Source organism: Ferrovibrio terrae (assembly GCF_007197755.1).
GTDB lineage: Bacteria > Pseudomonadota > Alphaproteobacteria > Ferrovibrionales > Ferrovibrionaceae > Ferrovibrio > Ferrovibrio terrae.
Genome location: NZ_CP041636.1, coordinates 3,976,487 through 3,992,277, shown reverse-complemented (window position 1 = coordinate 3,992,277; position 15,791 = coordinate 3,976,487). Strand labels below are relative to the sequence as shown.

Annotated in this window: 13 protein-coding genes and 1 tRNA gene; 12 read left to right on the top strand and 2 right to left on the bottom strand. The window is 63.3% G+C overall.

All coding sequences use genetic code 11. From position 1 onward, the window contains the following. Positions 1 to 77 precede the first annotated feature (77 nt). The gene (locus FNB15_RS19510) at positions 78 to 893 is read left to right on the top strand and encodes a DUF2971 domain-containing protein (protein ID WP_144258324.1); all 816 of its coding nucleotides are present in this window, start codon (positions 78 to 80) and stop codon (positions 891 to 893) included. A 140-nt stretch (positions 894 to 1,033) separates the two neighbouring features. Here FNB15_RS19510 and FNB15_RS19505 read toward each other — a convergent pair whose 3' ends face one another. Then, on the bottom strand, positions 1,034 to 1,468 hold the full coding sequence (locus tag FNB15_RS19505; protein ID WP_144258323.1) for an SRPBCC family protein: 435 nt from the start codon (positions 1,466 to 1,468) through the stop codon (positions 1,034 to 1,036). Between the two features lie 493 nt (positions 1,469 to 1,961). Between FNB15_RS19505 and mnmA the strand changes: the two genes are divergently transcribed. The 11 genes from mnmA (at position 1,962) to cysG (ending at position 15,457) form a co-directional block, all read left to right on the top strand. Continuing rightward, positions 1,962 to 3,098, top strand: coding sequence for a tRNA 2-thiouridine(34) synthase MnmA (gene mnmA / locus FNB15_RS19500; RefSeq protein ID WP_221932859.1), 1,137 nt, complete (start codon positions 1,962 to 1,964; stop codon positions 3,096 to 3,098). A gap of 96 nt (positions 3,099 to 3,194) precedes the next feature. Then, positions 3,195 to 3,270, top strand: a tRNA-Met gene (locus FNB15_RS19495). Positions 3,271 to 3,362: 92 nt separating this feature from the next. Then, positions 3,363 to 3,944: an ANTAR domain-containing response regulator gene (locus FNB15_RS19490; protein WP_144258321.1), complete on the top strand. Its 582-nt coding sequence runs from the start codon at positions 3,363 to 3,365 to the stop codon at positions 3,942 to 3,944. Between the two features lie 344 nt (positions 3,945 to 4,288). Then, positions 4,289 to 5,584, top strand: coding sequence for a CmpA/NrtA family ABC transporter substrate-binding protein (locus FNB15_RS19485; RefSeq protein ID WP_144258320.1), 1,296 nt, complete (start codon positions 4,289 to 4,291; stop codon positions 5,582 to 5,584). 31 nt (positions 5,585 to 5,615) lie between these two features. Next, positions 5,616 to 6,479, top strand: a complete 864-nt coding sequence (gene ntrB / locus FNB15_RS19480) for a nitrate ABC transporter permease (protein WP_144258319.1) — start codon at positions 5,616 to 5,618, stop codon at positions 6,477 to 6,479. A 14-nt stretch (positions 6,480 to 6,493) separates the two neighbouring features. Beyond that, on the top strand, positions 6,494 to 7,828 hold the full coding sequence (locus FNB15_RS19475) for a CmpA/NrtA family ABC transporter substrate-binding protein (RefSeq protein WP_144258318.1): 1,335 nt from the start codon (positions 6,494 to 6,496) through the stop codon (positions 7,826 to 7,828). After that, the gene (locus FNB15_RS19470; protein WP_144258317.1) at positions 7,825 to 8,625 is read left to right on the top strand and encodes an ABC transporter ATP-binding protein; all 801 of its coding nucleotides are present in this window, start codon (positions 7,825 to 7,827) and stop codon (positions 8,623 to 8,625) included. The genes FNB15_RS19475 and FNB15_RS19470 overlap by 4 nt, the downstream gene beginning before the upstream one ends. 23 nt (positions 8,626 to 8,648) lie before the next feature. Next, positions 8,649 to 11,096 carry a nitrite reductase large subunit NirB gene (gene nirB / locus FNB15_RS19465; protein ID WP_144258316.1) on the top strand — a complete coding sequence of 816 codons (2,448 nt, stop codon included), beginning with the start codon at positions 8,649 to 8,651 and terminating at the stop codon, positions 11,094 to 11,096. Positions 11,097 to 11,104: 8 nt separating this feature from the next. Continuing rightward, positions 11,105 to 11,446, top strand: a complete 342-nt coding sequence (nirD, locus tag FNB15_RS19460) for a nitrite reductase small subunit NirD (RefSeq protein ID WP_221932685.1) — start codon at positions 11,105 to 11,107, stop codon at positions 11,444 to 11,446. Further along, a complete protein-coding gene (locus tag FNB15_RS19455) occupies positions 11,446 to 14,124 on the top strand; it encodes a nitrate reductase (RefSeq protein WP_144258315.1) in 2,679 nt (892 codons plus the stop codon). Before nirD ends, FNB15_RS19455 begins: the two co-directional genes overlap by 1 nt. After that, complete coding sequence (cysG, locus tag FNB15_RS19450; RefSeq protein ID WP_144258314.1) at positions 14,096 to 15,457, top strand: siroheme synthase CysG; 1,362 nt, start codon at positions 14,096 to 14,098, stop codon at positions 15,455 to 15,457. Before FNB15_RS19455 ends, cysG begins: the two co-directional genes overlap by 29 nt. Here the strand turns inward: cysG and FNB15_RS19445 are convergent. Then, positions 15,454 to 15,789, bottom strand: coding sequence for a DUF1491 family protein (locus FNB15_RS19445; RefSeq protein ID WP_144258313.1), 336 nt, complete (start codon positions 15,787 to 15,789; stop codon positions 15,454 to 15,456). The genes cysG and FNB15_RS19445 overlap by 4 nt on opposite strands. Between the last annotated feature and the right edge of the window lie 2 nt (positions 15,790 to 15,791).

Sequence of the window (15,791 nt, the reverse complement as noted above, 5' to 3'; positions counted from 1 at the left end):
TTCTGAATTGCAGATGGACCATCGAGGCAAAGCGAAGCTAAAGTGTGACTGACAGCCACACTTTGGACGATTCCATCATGTCTGATCCCCTTGATATGCGGCCTGCGTTGCAGGTGTTTTTCCCTTACATGCATAACCGACAAGCGGAAGTGCAAAAGCGCAATGGCCGCTTTGTCCACTACACAAACGCTGATGCGGCAATGAGTATTTTGCGTAATAAAGAAGTGTGGATGCGAAATTCGACTTGCATGAATGATATCATGGAAGTGGAGCATGGAATGAATTGTGTGGCCGCGGCCTATAATAAGGGGAGTAATGGAAAGCGATTTCAGGTTGCCTTAGACCATCTTTTCGATGGTCTATCGAAAGAATTACAAACTTTTTATAACGATTGGCGTGATCGTCTTCGCACCAGCACATATTTCACATGCTTCTCTGAACACTACGATACCGAGGATACTTTTGGCCGCCTCTCCATGTGGCGCGGATACGGCGGCGGCACAGGAGTTGCCTTTGTTATGAACGCCGCTCCGTTTTTTAACGAGAGTGATGTTTTCCACGCATACACGAGCCCTGTCGCTTATCTCAGCGATTCGGAATTTGATGCTGAGTTCAAAATAGTTGTGGATGGAATAGAAGAAAATATTGATCTGCTCCGCCCATACGGCCGTGAAGCCATAAAAAATATGGCGTTTAATATGCTCATGTTTGCTGCCCTGTGTACCAAGCATCCCGGATTTTGGGAGGAACGCGAATGGCGAATTCTTTTTAACCCGATGTACAGTCCCTCCAATGTATTGCTGAGGGACGTAAGAGTGATTGCTGAGGGACGTAAGAGTGATCGCGGGTGTTCCTCAGCCAGTTTACAAGATTCCGTTAAGGAATTTTCCTGACCAAGGTCTTACTGGTATAGAAATACCTGAGTTGATTGATCGCATCATTATTGGGCCGTCTGATTATCCTGCTGCCCTTTACGACGCATTTATCATTTTGCTTAAAGAGGCCGGGGTAGAAGACGCTTACAAGCGAGTGTTTATCTCGGACATTCCGTTGCGCCGATAATTTTCTTCAATCTCTCCAAATCCTTCTTCACCCACTCCTCATCACGCTTCCACGTCGCATCATCCATGCCGGGCTGGCGGAACAGCGTCAGCACAAGCTCCGTGCTGTCGCCATTCGCCATCGCGCGCACCGGCATGATCACCACGCTGCCATCGGGCAGTGTCACGCGGTGATCCAGAATCCCGAAAGCATTCGGCGGCGTGAATACAATCGTCACCACGCCGACGCCGTCCTGTTGCGCGGTCCAGACATCGCGTGCGGCATCGAACTGCATCTCGCCCAGGCCGCTGGCCCAGAGCGTCCAGTTCGCCGGGTCGGACAGAAACGCATTCACCCGTTCGAAGGGTTGCGGGATCGAGACAGACAGGTGCTTGCAGGGCAGGGCCGCTGTCGCCGTTTTCACCATGGGTCGTCCTCCGCTTGCCGGATTACAGAGTTCGTGATATGTTCTCATAAGGCGGCGCGCCTGTCCAGCCGTGGCGGCTGCCGCTGAATACCTATGTATGCGATAGCTCACGTTAGCCGGAGCGAAGCTCTACGAACCGCCACGAACGCCAGGGAACCGCCACGAACATCAGCGAACCGCCACGAACCGCCACGAACCGCTACGAACCCGAACGAAGCAAAACGAACACCCACGAACCCGAATGGACCTCACTTGGCCCCGAATAGACCTGACTCAGCATCAAATAGACCTCACTCAGCCCCCACCGGGCCTCAGTCGAGCCGGATCGAGCCGCCGGGAAACAATCCTGACCCGGAGGATCTTGTCGCCCCAGAGCTTGCCGCCTCTGAGCTTGCCGCCTCTGAGCTTGTCTGGCGGGGTTCGGGCGCTATAGTCCGCCCCGCCGCATAAGGACCGCCGCCGCCAGATGACCGCCGCCGACCAGACCACCGCTTTGAACTCGCTGGGCTTCGCCAAAGCCCCGGGCGAGACGCGCGTGGTCGTCGCCATGTCGGGCGGGGTGGATTCCTCCGTGGTCGCCGGGCTGCTCAAGCGCCAGGGTTACGATGTCATCGGCATTACGCTGCAGCTCTACGATCATGGCGCGGCGATTGCGAAAAAAGGCGCCTGCTGCGCCGGGCAGGATATCCACGATGCGCGCATGGTGTCCGAGCGTCTCGGCATTCCGCATTACGTGCTGGATTACGAAAGCCGTTTCCGCCAGGCGGTGATCGACGAATTCGCCGACAGTTACGTGCGCGGCGAAACGCCGATCCCCTGCATCCGCTGCAACCAGCGCGTCAAGTTCCGCGACCTGCTGGAGACCGCGCGCGATCTCGATGCCGACTGCCTCGCCACTGGCCATTATGTGCAGCGCGTGCTGGGCGATGACGGGCATTCGCAGCTGCTGCGCGGCGCCGATCCGCGCCGCGACCAGAGCTATTTCCTCTACACCACGACGCAGGCGCAGCTCGACTACCTGCGCTTCCCGCTGGGCCATCTGGAAAAGCCCGAGGTGCGCAGGCTGGCCGAAGAGTTCGGGCTGATCGTGGCCGACAAGCCGGACAGCCAGGATATCTGCTTCGTGCCCAATGGCGATTACGCCAGCGTGGTGAGCAAGCTGCGGCCTGAAGCGGCCGAGCCGGGCGAGATCGTCGATGTGCAAGGCAATGTACTTGGCAGACACGACGGCGTGATTCATTTCACCGTGGGCCAGCGCAAGGGCATTGGCATCGCAGCAAGCGAGCCGCTGTATGTCGTGCGCCTCGATGCGGCGACGCGGCGCGTCGTGGTCGGTCCGCGCGAGGCGCTGGCGCGCAAGGTCGTCGGTTTGCGCGAACTCAACTGGCTCGGCGGCGCGATCCCGGCCGAGGGACTCGATGTGACCGTGAAGCTGCGCTCGGCGCAGCCGGCCGTTGCCGCGAGAATATTCGCGGCCAGCGAAAAGGGGACCGCACGGCTGGAACTCTATTCGGCCGAATACGGCGTCGCGCCCGGCCAGGCCGGCGTGGTCTATGGCGGCGAACGACTGCTCGGCGGCGGCTGGATCGCACGGGCGGAGACGCTCGCGGGGGCCGAATTAGCCGCTTGAAAACAACGACTTGTCCCGCGCTTGACAGATCGGGGCTCTGCCCGTATTTCATGCGCCTCCCGGGGCCGACATGCTCGGTGGCGGGACGTTTAGTGTGGCTGGATAGCTCAGTTGGTAGAGCAAGGGACTCATAAGCCCTGGGTCGGCGGTTCAAATCCGCCTCCAGCCACCACTAAAACCTTTCTATTCGCTCCGGCCAATAAGACGGTACGCATCTTGCTACGTCACTGGTAAACGCCAGTCCGCCGCAGCCCCGTGACCCCAGTGATCCGTATCCTTCTCATCGACGAAGACCCAGACCGCGCCGTCGTGCTGGCCGAGGCGCTGCAGGGCAAGGGCTATACGCTGGTGGCGCAGCTGGCGCCGCGCGAGCTGTCGGCCAAACGCGTGCAGGAAATCGCGCCCGACGTGATCATCGTCGACATGGAAAGCCCCTCGCGCGACACCATCGACAGCATGCGCCAGATCAATGCCGACGAGCCGCGCCCGATCGTGATGTTTGTCGACCAGTCCGACGACACGATGATCCAGGAAGCCATGCAGGCCGGGGTTTCCGCCTATATCATCGACGGCATGAACCCCAAGCGGGTGAAGCCGATCATCGATGTCGCCGTCGCGCGTTTCCGTGAATTCCAGGCGCTGCGCGACGAGTTGAAAAAGACCAAGGCCACCCTATCTGAACGCAAGCTGATCGAGCGCGCCAAAGGGCTGCTGATGCGCGAGCGCAAGATCGGCGAAGACGAGGCCTATGCGGCGCTGCGCAAGCTCGCGATGGACCGCCAGCAGCGTCTGGTCGATGTGGCCGAAGCGCTGCTGGCGTTTGCCGACGTGTTGAAGAAGAAGTAGGCAGGCCGCCCGGGCATCCGCCTGAAATTTGTGCAGTGCGGCATATCTGCCCCGAATCGTGCAGCCGCGCCATCCCCCTGAAAAATCTCGCGAAACCGCCCATGCTGCACTGCGGCAGGCTGTGGCACGCTTCCTGCTAAACAGAGTGTGAACCTCCCGCTGCAATGGCGCAGCGGGATTGACCGGATCCTCCAGGCAAAAGCCTCCCCAGGTTTGCGCAAGAGTGCCCGGTCCCGGACTGGACAATGGCGTCCCGCGATACGGCCTCTTCCGAGGCTGCTGTCGAGGGGCGCTTTTTTATTGGCCGCAACGACGGCCGCAACAGGGAAGAGGGGACCAGCAGGATGAAAAAGTTCAATCGTCGCCAGGTGTTCAAGGGTGCCGCCGGCACCGCCGCATTGTTCGCCGCCGCCCGGCTGCAGCTGCCCGGTGGCGCCTTTGCGCAGGCCGCGGGCCCCGAAGTGAAGGGCACCAAGCTCGGCTATATCGCGCTGACCGATGCCTCGCCGCTGATCATCGCCAAGGAAAAGGGCATGTTCGCCAAGTATGGCCTGCCCGACATGGTGATCGACAAGCAGGCCTCCTGGGGCGCGACGCGCGACAATATCGAACTCGGCGAAGCCGGCGGCGGCATCACCGGCGCGCATATCCTCACCCCCATGCCGTATCTGATCTCGTCGGGCAAGGTCACCAAGGGCAATGTGCCGGTGCCGATGTATATCCTGGCGCGCCTGAACCTGAACGGCCAGGGCATCTCGGTGTCGAGTGCCTATGCCGGCATGAACGTGACCAAGGATGCCACGAGCTTCGGCGCTGCGCTGAAGAAGGCCAAGGCGGGCGGCAAGGAAATCAAGGCAGCCATGACCTTCCCGGGCGGCACGCATGATTTGTGGATCCGCTACTGGATGGCGGCGGCCGGCATCGACCCCGACAAGGACATCTCCACCATCGTGGTGCCGCCGCCGCAGATGGTGGCCAACATGAAGGTCAACGCGATGGAGGCCTTCTGCGTCTGCGAGCCGTGGAACCTGCAACTCATCCACCAGAAGATCGGCTTCACCGCGCTGATGACCGGCGAGCTGTGGAACGACCATCCCGAAAAGTCGCTCGGCCTGCGTTCCGACTGGGTCGACAAGAATCCGAAGGCCGCCAAGGCGATCCTGATGGCGACCATGGAAGCGCAGCAGTGGTGCGACAAGCTCGAGAACAAGGAAGAGATGTGCAAGATCGTCGGTGGCCGCGACTGGTTCAAGGTGCCGGTGCCCGACATCCTCGACCGTGCCAAGGGCATCATCGACTACGGCGACGGCGGCCGTAAGGTGACGGCCGACGTGAACAATCCGCTGATGATGAAGTTCTGGCGCGGCAATGCCTCCTATCCGTATCAGAGCCATGACCTGTGGTTCCTCACCGAGGATATGCGCTGGGGCTACCTGCCGACCGATTTCGACGCGAAAGGCCTGATCAAGAAGGTCAACCGCGAAGACATGTGGCGCGAGGCGGCCAAGTCGCTGGGCACCAGCGACGCCGAGATTCCGAAGTCGGTCTCGCGCGGCAAGGAAACCTTCTTCGACGGCAAGGTCTTCGATCCGGCGGATCCGATGGCCTACCTGAAGAGCCAGGCGATCACGCGGGTCTGAGCCGATGTCCGCGCATGACAAGGAGCTGTCCATGGCCGTCAAGACCGATGTACTGACCAAGGCAGAAATGGGTGGCGAGAGCATTCTCGCCACCCTGCTGCCGCGTGTGGTGAGCGGCGCGAAATTTGTCGCCGCGCGCGTGCTGCCGCCGCTGCTGTTCCTGGCGCTGGCCATCGCGGTCTGGGAAATCGCCTGTTCCAGCCCGAAGGCGACGCTGCCGCCGCCATCCAAGGTGATCGCCGATACCTGGGAACTGATCATCGATCCCTTCTACGACAAGGGCAATCTCGACAAGGGCCTGTTCTGGCACCTGGCGTCCAGCCTCAAGCGTGTGGCGATCGGCTTTACACTGGCGTCCGGCATCGGTATCGCGCTCGGCGTGCTGATCGGGCAGTCGACACTGGCTTTCCGCGGCCTTGATCCGATCTTCCAGGTGCTGCGCACTGTGCCGCCGCTGGCCTGGCTGCCGCTGTCGCTCGCCGCCTTCCGCCATGCTGATCCTTCAGCAATCTTCGTGATCACGATTACGGCGATCTGGCCGATCATCCTCAACACCGCGGTCGGTATCCGCAACATCCCGCAGGATTACCGCAATGTCTCGCGCGTGCTGCGGCTCAACGGTTTCGAGTTCTTCTTCAAGGTGATGCTGCCGGCGACCGTGCCGTTCATGTTCACCGGCCTGAAGATCGGCATCGGCCTGAGCTGGCTCGCCATCGTCGCGGCCGAGATGCTGATCGGCGGCGTCGGCATCGGCTTCTTCATCTGGGATGCCTGGAACAGCTCGCTGATCAGCGAGATCATCCTGGCGCTGATCTATGTCGGTCTGGTCGGTTTCATGCTCGACCGCCTGATCGGCTTCATCGGCAACCGCGTCGGCGGCTATTCGGCCCAATAGGACGAGAGGGCAAGATGCCGCGTCGCACAGTCAAAACGAAGATGGTGGGGGGTGCAGCGAAAGCTGCGGCCCCCACGGACATGCGGATCGGCTTCATTGCGCTGACCGACTGCGCGCCGCTGATCGTGGCCAAGGAGAAGGGTTTCTTCGAGCGCCACGGCCTGAATGTCACGCTGGTGCGCGAACCCAGCTGGGCCAACATGCGCGACAAGGTGGCGCTCGGTGCGCTGGATGCCGCCCATATGCTGGCGCCGATGCCGCTGGCCGCCACACTGGGCGCCGGCGGCTGGAAAAAGCCGCAGATCACGTCCTTTGTGCTCAACCTGAACGGCAATGCCGTCACCATCTCCACGAAACTGTGGAACCGCCTGGTCGATGCCGAGCCGGCGCTGGCGCATGATCGTCACGAGGCCGGCAATGTGCTGCGCCGGCTTATCGCGGCCGACCGCAATGCGGGCCGGCCGCAGCTCACTTTTGCCACCGTGTTCAATTTCTCTTCGCACCAGATCCAGCTGCGCTACTGGCTCGCCTCGGCCGGCATCGACCCGGATCGCGACGTGCAGCTGGTGATCGTGCCGCCGCCGCAGATGACCGATCGTCTGGCAGCTGGCGAGATTGACGGCTTCTGCGTCGGTGATCCGTGGAACTCGCTGGCCGTGCTGCGTGGCGTTGGCCGCATCCTGATCTCGGGTTATGAGATATGGAACAACCGCGTCGAGAAGGTGATCGGCACCAACCGCGACTGGGTCGAGCGCAATCCGCTGACGCACAAGCAGATGCTGATGGCGCTGATCGAGGCGGCCGAATGGCTCGACCGGCCGGAGAATCGCCTCGAAGGCGTCGAGATCATGGCGAAGCCCGACTATATCGGCCCGGAAGCCGCCGAGGCGATCCGCCTCAGCATGCTGGGCGTGGTGCGCTACGGTCTTGATACCGCGCCTGAGCATATGCCGGACTTCTTCGTCTTCAACCGCTACAGCGCCAACTTCCCCTGGCGCAGCCAGGCCGAGTGGTATCTGACCGAGATGCGGCGCTGGAAGCTGATCGATCCCGCCACCGATATCGCCGCCACCGCCGACGCCGTCTACCGCACCGACCTCTATCGCGAAGCCGCCGCCGCGCTCGACAAGCCGTTCCCGCTGATCGATCGCAAGCCGGAAGGCCTGCATGCCGGCCCCTGGACCCTGGCGCAGGCCAGCGCGCCGATCCCGATGGGCGCCGATCTCTTCTTCGACGGCTCGTATGTCTCGTCCGCGCGTCCGGTCATTCCGGTGGCGCGCGAAACCTCCATTCCAGCCCCCGCACAGTTAAGTCCCAACCCGTCGCGTACCAAAAGGAGCCTGCCATGAGCGCCTATCTGAGCATCAGCAATGTCGGCATGACCTTCAAGGGCGCCAACGGCCCCTTCATTGCCCTGCGCGACATCGAGCTGGAGATCAGCAGCGGCGAGTTTGTCGCCCTGATCGGCCATTCCGGCTGCGGCAAGTCCACCTTGCTCAACATCGTGGCCGGCCTGACGCGCGCCACCACAGGCGGTGTGCTGCTTCAGGGCAAGGAAGTGTCCGATCCCGGCCCGGATCGCGCCGTGGTGTTTCAGAACCATTCGCTGCTGCCCTGGCTGACCGTCTACGACAATGTGCGCCTCGCCGTCGACAAGGTGCATGGTGGCGCCAAGACCCGGGCCGAGCGCGACGAATGGACCCGGCATAACCTCGCTCTGGTCGGCATGGACCATGCGCTCGACAAGCGGCCGCAGGAAATCTCCGGCGGCATGAAGCAGCGTGTCGGCATTGCGCGGGCGCTGGCCATGGAGCCCAAGGTGCTGCTGCTGGACGAACCGTTCGGCGCACTCGATGCGCTGACCCGCGCGACGCTGCAGGACACCGTGATGGAGCTGCATGCCAAGCTGAAAAACACCGTGATCATGATCACCCATGACGTGGACGAGGCCGTGCTGCTGTCGGATCGCGTGGTGATGATGACCAACGGACCGGCCGCCACGATCGGCGAAATCCTCAAGGTCGACCTGCCGCGGCCGCGCAACCGGCTGACGCTGGCCGGTGACGCAGAGTATGTGCGCTGCCGCAAGGAGATCATGGAATTCCTGTATGCGCGCCATCGCGCACCGGCCGTACACGCCGCCTGAGTATCGCGTAAGGAGTATGTTCCATGGCTGAAAGACTGCTTATCGTTGGGAATGGCATGGCACCGGGACGGATGCTGGAGCATCTGCTGGACAAGGCGCCGGGCCGTTATGACATCACGATCTTCAATGCCGAGCCGCGCGTGAACTACGACCGCATCATGCTGTCGCCGGTGCTGTCGGGCGAGAAGAGCTACGAGCAGATCGTCATCCATGGCGACGGCTGGTACATCAAGAACGGCATCACGCTGCACAAGGGCACCAAGGTCACCGGCATCGATCGTGCCGCCAAGACGATCAGCACCGACAATGGTCTGGTCGAAAGTTACGACAAGCTGGTGATCGCGACCGGCTCGGTGCCCTTCATCATTCCGGTGCCGGGCCACACTTTGCCGGGCGTGCTGAGCTACCGCGACCTCGATGATGTCGATGCCATGATCCTGGCCTCGAAAGCGCGCGGCAATGCGGTGGTGATCGGCGGCGGCCTGCTGGGCCTGGAGGCTGCAGCCGGTCTTGCCGAACAGGGTATGGATGTCACCGTCGTGCATCTGATGCCGACGCTGATGGAGCGCCAGCTCGATGCCAGCGCCGGGTATCTGCTGAAGAAGGAAATCGAAAGGCGCGGCATCAAGGTTGTGACCGGCGCCAATACCAAGGCGATCCTCGGCACCAGCCGGGTCGAAGGCGTGGAGCTGGAAGACGGCACGGTACTGCCGGCTTCGCTGGTGGTGATGGCAGTGGGTATCCGGCCGAATGGCTGGCTTGCCAAGGAATCCGGCCTGACGGTCAATCGCGGCATCGTCGTCGATGACCAGATGCGCACATCTGATCCCGACATTTTCTCATTGGGCGAATGCGTCGAGCATCGCGGCGCCACCTATGGTCTGGTCGCCCCGCTGTACGAGATGGCGGGCGTGCTGGCCAGGACCCTGATCGACGAGCCGGCAGCCTATAACGGCTCGGTGACGGCAACCAAGCTGAAGGTGACCGGCATCAGTCTTTTCTCTGCCGGAGATTTCGCCGAAGCCAAAGACCGCGAGGAAATTGTGCTGCGCGACGCCGCGCGCGGAGTGTACAAGCGGCTGGTGCTGAAAGAGGGCAAGATCATCGGCACCGTGCTCTATGGCGACGTGGAAGACGGCGCCTGGTTCTTCCAGCTGCTGCGCGAAGGCGCGGATATCGCCGAGATGCGCCAGACCCTGATCTTCGGCCAAGGCTATGCGGGAGGTGCCCCGCTGGACCCTATGGCGGCCGTTGCAGCCTTGCCGGATGAGGCAGAGATCTGTGGCTGTAACGGCGTGTGCAAAAGCAAGATCACCGGCGCGATCACGGCCAACGGCCTGACCAGCCTGGAGGAAGTCCGCGCCGTCACCAAGGCGTCGGCCTCCTGCGGCTCCTGCACCGGGCTGGTCGAAAAGCTGATCGGGCTCACGCTGGGCGATACCTATGCGCCGAAGGTCAGCAAGGCGGCCTGCGGCTGCACGGATCTCGGCCATGACGACATCCGCCGCCTGATCATTGCCAAGGAGCTGAAATCGATTCCGGCGGTGATGCAGGAGCTGGAGTGGAAAACCTCCTGTGGCTGCAGCAAATGCCGCCCGGCGCTGAACTACTACCTGCTGGCCACCTGGCCCGGTGACTATACCGACGACAACCAGTCGCGCTTCATCAACGAACGCGTGCACGCCAACATCCAGAAGGACGGCACATATTCCGTGGTGCCGCGCATGTGGGGCGGCATGACCAGCGCGAAGGAACTGCGCGCGATTGCCGATGTGGCAGACAAGTTCAACATACCCTCCGTGAAGGTGACGGGCGGGCAGCGTATCGACCTGCTGGGCGTGAAGAAGGAAGACCTTCCCGGTGTCTGGGCCGATCTCAATGCCGCCGGCATGGTCTCGGGTCATGCCTATGCCAAGGGGCTGCGCACGGTGAAGACCTGCGTCGGCACAGAATGGTGCCGTTTCGGCACGCAGGATTCGACCGGGCTTGGCATCAAGCTGGAGAAATTCACCTGGGGCAGCTGGACACCGCATAAGGTGAAGCTCGGCGTCTCGGGTTGCCCGCGCAACTGCGCCGAAGCAACGGTCAAGGATATCGGAATCATCTGTGTCGATTCCGGCTATGAATTCCATATCGCCGGTGCGGCGGGCCTGGAAGTCAAACAGACTGTCCTGCTCTGCAAGATCGAGACCGAGGAAGAGGTGCTGGAATATACCGGCGCGCTGATGCAGCTCTATCGTGAGCAGGCGCATTACCTCGACCGCATCCACAAATGGATGCATCGCGTCGGCTTCGACACGGTGAAACAGCAGATCGTCGAGGACCATGAACGCCGCCGCGCGCTGTTCGCCCGCTTCGTGCACGCGCAGAGCTTCGCGCAGGTCGATCCCTGGGCCGAACGGGTTGCCGGCGCCTTCGATTACGAATTCAAGCCGCTGGCCGATCTGCGGTTTGCCCAGGCGGCCGAGTAGGAAGGGCCATGCAGATGAGCAACGACTGGCTCGACATCGGTACGCTGAACGATATCCCCAAGCGCGCCGCGCGCGTGGTGAAAACCGTGCGCGGCGACATCGCAATCTTCCGCACCATGGATGATCAGGTTTTCGCCCTGGACGACAAATGCCCGCATAAGGGCGGGCCGCTGTCGCAGGGCATTGTTCAGGGGGACTCTGTCACCTGCCCCCTGCACAACTGGGTGATCAGTCTCAAAACCGGCGAAGCTCAGGGCGCCGATCAGGGCTGCACCCGGACCATTGCGGTCAAGCTGCAGGAGGGTCGCATCCTGCTGTCCTGGCCGGGGCTGGCGGTGAAGGCCGCCTGATGCCAGACACCGTGGCGGAGACCCGCACCACCTGTCCGTATTGTGGCGTCGGTTGCGGCCTGAAGGTCGCACGTGATGAAACTGCGGGCAGCGTGACGGTGCAGGGCGATGCCGATCATCCGGCCAATTTCGGCCGCGCCTGCTCGAAAGGCTCCGCGCTGGGCGAAACGCTCGGGCTCGATGGCCGGCTGCTCTATCCGACTGTCGATGGAGTGCGTGTCGATTGGGACACTGCACTGGACCGCGTCGCCTCCGTGTTCAGCGACACGATCGCCCAGTATGGCCCGGACTCGGTGGCGTTCTACGTCTCGGGCCAGCTGCTGACCGAGGACTACTATGTCGCCAACAAGCTGATGAAGGGCTTCATCGGCTCGGGCAATATCGACACCAATTCGCGGCTCTGCATGGCCTCGGCCGTGGCGGGCCACAAGCGCGCCTTCGGCACCGATACGGTGCCCGGCATCTACGAAGACCTTGAGCTGGCCGATCTGGTCGTGCTGGTCGGTTCAAATCTGGCCTGGTGCCATCCGGTGCTGTTCCAGCGGCTGGCGGCTGCAAAAGCCGAACGCCCGGAGCTGACCGTGGTGGTGGTCGATCCGCGCCGCACCATGACGGCGCGTTCCGCTGACCTGCATCTGGCGCTCAATCCGGGCAGCGACGTGGCGCTGTTCAACGGCCTGCTGCTGCATCTGCAGGACACCGGGCGTATCGACGCCGAGTTCGTCACGGACCACACCAATGGTCTCGAGGCGGCGCTGGCGGCGGCGCGGAAGCTCTCTCTGGCGGATGTGGCCGAGATCACCGGACTGTCTCAGCCCGAGCTGCGCCGCTTCTACGATCTGTTCGCCCGCACCGAACGCGTGGTCACCGGCTTTTCGCAGGGCGTGAACCAGTCCTCGGCCGGCAGCGACAAGGTGAATGCGATCCTGAACTGTCATCTGCTGACCGGCCGCATCGGCAAAGAGGGCACCGGCCCGTTCTCGATCACTGGCCAGCCGAATGCGATGGGCGGCCGCGAAGTCGGCGGGCTGGCCAACCAGCTCGCCTGCCATATGGAACTGGGTGATGCCGAACATCGCCGCATCGTGCAGACTTTCTGGAACTCTCCGCGCATCGCCGACAAGCCAGGGCTGAAAGCGGTCGATCTGTTCCGCGCCGTCAAATCCGGACAGGTGAAGGCGATCTGGATCGCCGGCACCAATCCGGCCGACAGCCTGCCCGAAGCCGATGAGGTGCAGGCCGCGCTCAGGGCTTGTCCCTTCGTTGTCGTCTCCGATGTAATGCAGAGCACAGACACGGCGCGGCATGCGCATGTGCTGCTGCCAGCCGCCGCCTGGGGCGAGAAGGATGGCACGGTGACCAATTCCGAGCGCCGCATCTCGCGCCAGCGCGGATTCATGCCCTGGCCGGGCGAGGTGCGCGCCGACTGGTGGATCTTCGCCGAAGTGGCCAAGCGCATGGGCTGGGTGGGTGATTTTTCTTATGACGCGCCCGTGGATGCGTTCCGCGAATATGCCGAACTGAGCGGCGTCGAAAATCACGGTGCGCGCGATTTCGATATCTCGGCTTTTGCTGCGATCACCGACGAAGCCTACGAGGCCCTGGAGCCGGTGCAGTGGCCGTGCCCGGCCGGCGCGGCGCCGCGCGGCACGCGGCGGTTCTTCGCCGATGGGCAGTTCTATACGCCGGACCGTCGCGCGCGGTTCATCGCCACGGCGTTCCGCGCGCCGGTCGAGCAGGTGTCCGACGATCTGCCCTTCATCCTCAATACCGGGCGGGTGCGCGACCAGTGGCACACCATGACGCGCACGGCCCTGTCGCCGCGCCTGATGGGTCATATCGCGGAGCCCTTCATCGAACTGCACCCGGACGACGCCGCCGGCTGCGGAATCGCGCCGGCAGCTTTGGTTGAAGTGAAGAACGCGCGCGGCAGCATTGTTGTGCGGGCGCTGGTCACCTCCGACCAGAAGCGCGGCAATGTGTTCGTGCCGCTGCACTGGACCGACCAGATCGCCTCGAATGCCCGCGTCGATGTGCTGGTCAATCCGGCCACCGATCCGGTCTCGGGCCAGCCGGAACTGAAATACTCCGCCGTCGCCGTGCAGCCTTTTGCGGCGGCTTGGTATGGCTTCGCCGTGATGGCCGACGCGCCGGGCGAGGTCGCGGCCGGCTACTGGGCCAGGGCGCGCACGAAAGCCGGCTGGCGTATCGAACTGGCCGATCCGGCTTTGCCGCAGGACTGGACCGAATTCGCCCGCACGCTGTTCGGGTTTGAGGTCGAAGACGAGATCGACCTGCTAGCCTATCACGACGCGGCGACGTCGCATCACCGTTTCGCCGCCTTCCGTGGCGAGCATCTGGTCGGCGCGCTGTTCATCGGACCCGAGCCGGTCGCCGTGTCGCGCAGCTGGGCCGTGGATCAGCTCGGCAAGGCCGTGAGCGCACCTGATCGTCTGCGACTCCTGGCTGGCCGAGCCGGCGCGGCGCAGCCTGATCGCGGCGCGCTCGTCTGCTCCTGTTTCGAGATCGGCGCCGGGCAGATTGCTGCCGCCGTGACCGGCGGTTGCCGCACGGTGGCGGCCGTGGGCGAGGCATTGCAGGCCGGCACCAATTGCGGCTCCTGCCGCAGCGAGATTGCGAGGATCATCGATGCTGTCAGTATCCAGAAAGCCGGCTGAGGCCGAAGGTCCGCAGCGGATCGGCGCACTGGCCAAGCTGCCGGTCTTCCTTGATCTGCAGGGCAAACGTGCGGTGGTTGTCGGCGATACGCCGGGCGCGGCCTGGAAAGCCGAACTGATGACTGCGGCCGGCGCAGATGTCGTCTGCATCGCGCATGGCTGGCAGGCCGAGGATCTTGCCGGTGCCGTGCTGGCAGTGATCGATGCGGCCGATGCCGAAGAGGCCGCTGCCTTCCATGCCGCCGCGAAGGCAGCCGGCGCGATCTGCAGCGCCATCGACAAGCCCGATCACTGCGACGTGCAGTTCGGTGCCATCGTCAACCGTTCGCCGGTGGTGATCGGCATTTCCACCGATGGCGCGGCGCCCATTCTGGCGCAGGCGATCCGCCGCCGTATCGAAACGCTGTTGCCGGCAACACTGGGCGCCTGGGCCGCTGCCGCCAAGCGCATCCGCAAGTCTGTCGCCGAACGTTTGCCGGCTGGCGGTCTGCGCCGCACTTTCTGGGAGCGTTTTTCCGAGCGCGCCTTCATCGAACCGACTGTCCCTGCCGATATCGAGATTGCTCCAGCTAAAGCCGCTGGCGGTCATGTCACGCTGGTCGGCGCCGGGCCGGGTGATGCTGAACTGCTGACGCTGAAAGCCATGCGCGCGCTGCAATCGGCCGATGTGATCCTGTTCGACGACCTGGTCTCGGACGAGGTGCTGGAACTCGCGCGCCGCGAAGCCAAGCGCATGATGGTGGGCAAGCGCGGCGGTCGCGCCAGCTGCAAACAGGAAGATATCAACGCGCTGATGATCAAGCTGGCGCGTCAGGGCAAGCGCGTGGTGCGGCTCAAGGCCGGCGATCCGATGGTGTTCGGCCGCGCCGGCGAGGAAATCGCCGCGCTCGACGCCGCCGGCATTCCGGTCGCGGTGATCCCAGGCATCACGGCGGCACTGGCGGCGGCCAGCAGCCTCGGTGTGTCGCTGACCCATCGCGATGCGGCGCATTCGGTGCGCTTCGTCACCGGCCATTCGCGGCAGGGCGAACTGCCCAGCGACCTCGACTGGCGCGGTCTGGCGGACGCGGAAACCTCGCTGATGGTGTATATGGGCGGGCGCACCGGCGGCGCTTTCGCAGCCAGACTGATCGGCGAGGGGTTGTCACCCGCGACGCCGGTTGCCGTGGTCAGCGCGGTCTCGCGCCGCGAAGAGACACGCTGGACGGGGACGCTTTCAGAACTGGGTGATGCACTGATGATGACGGGTGTCGAACAGCCGGTTCTGGTCGGCATCGGTCAGGTCTTCGCTGCCGCACGCGTCGCGGCAGTCAGTCTCGAGCAGGTCGCCTAGAGCAGGATGCCCTCCACGAGGATGCGGCCCCTGGCATCCTCCACTTCGATCACATAGACATCGGGGTCACGCTTGGCGGCTTTCTCGATGGCCGTCTCGGCATCCGCCTCGTTGATCGGGCCATTGCCCAGTTGCAGCCAGCCAGCCACGCCCTCGGCGTTGCGAGCCTGGGCCAGCAGGATCGCGGTCTGCGGCCCGAGCGCGATCTTCAGCAGCACGGTGCCGGAATCAGGATCGCCCTTGCGCCGGATATAGGCGGGGATGGCTTCCAGGTCATAGCGGCGCAGGATGGCCTGCACCAGCAGCCGGGCTTTCAGGCGGGCTTCGGTCATGG

Bases quoted from the DNA above. Each gene is read 5' to 3' on its own strand.
- FNB15_RS19445 (WP_144258313.1), bottom strand. From the start codon at position 15,789: ATGACCGAAGCCCGCCTGAAAGCCCGGCTGCTGGTGCAGGCCATCCTG.
- FNB15_RS19470 (WP_144258317.1), top strand. From the start codon at position 7,825: ATGAGCGCCTATCTGAGCATCAGCAATGTCGGCATGACCTTCAAGGGC.
- cysG (WP_144258314.1), top strand. From the start codon at position 14,096: ATGCTGTCAGTATCCAGAAAGCCGGCTGAGGCCGAAGGTCCGCAGCGG.
- FNB15_RS19455 (WP_144258315.1), top strand. From the start codon at position 11,446: ATGCCAGACACCGTGGCGGAGACCCGCACCACCTGTCCGTATTGTGGC.
- ntrB (WP_144258319.1), top strand. From the start codon at position 5,616: ATGGCCGTCAAGACCGATGTACTGACCAAGGCAGAAATGGGTGGCGAG.
- nirB (WP_144258316.1), top strand. From the start codon at position 8,649: ATGGCTGAAAGACTGCTTATCGTTGGGAATGGCATGGCACCGGGACGG.
- FNB15_RS19475 (WP_144258318.1), top strand. From the start codon at position 6,494: ATGCCGCGTCGCACAGTCAAAACGAAGATGGTGGGGGGTGCAGCGAAA.
- FNB15_RS19510 (WP_144258324.1), top strand. From the start codon at position 78: ATGTCTGATCCCCTTGATATGCGGCCTGCGTTGCAGGTGTTTTTCCCT.
- nirD (WP_221932685.1), top strand. From the start codon at position 11,105: ATGCAGATGAGCAACGACTGGCTCGACATCGGTACGCTGAACGATATC.
- FNB15_RS19505 (WP_144258323.1), bottom strand. From the start codon at position 1,468: ATGGTGAAAACGGCGACAGCGGCCCTGCCCTGCAAGCACCTGTCTGTC.
- FNB15_RS19485 (WP_144258320.1), top strand. From the start codon at position 4,289: ATGAAAAAGTTCAATCGTCGCCAGGTGTTCAAGGGTGCCGCCGGCACC.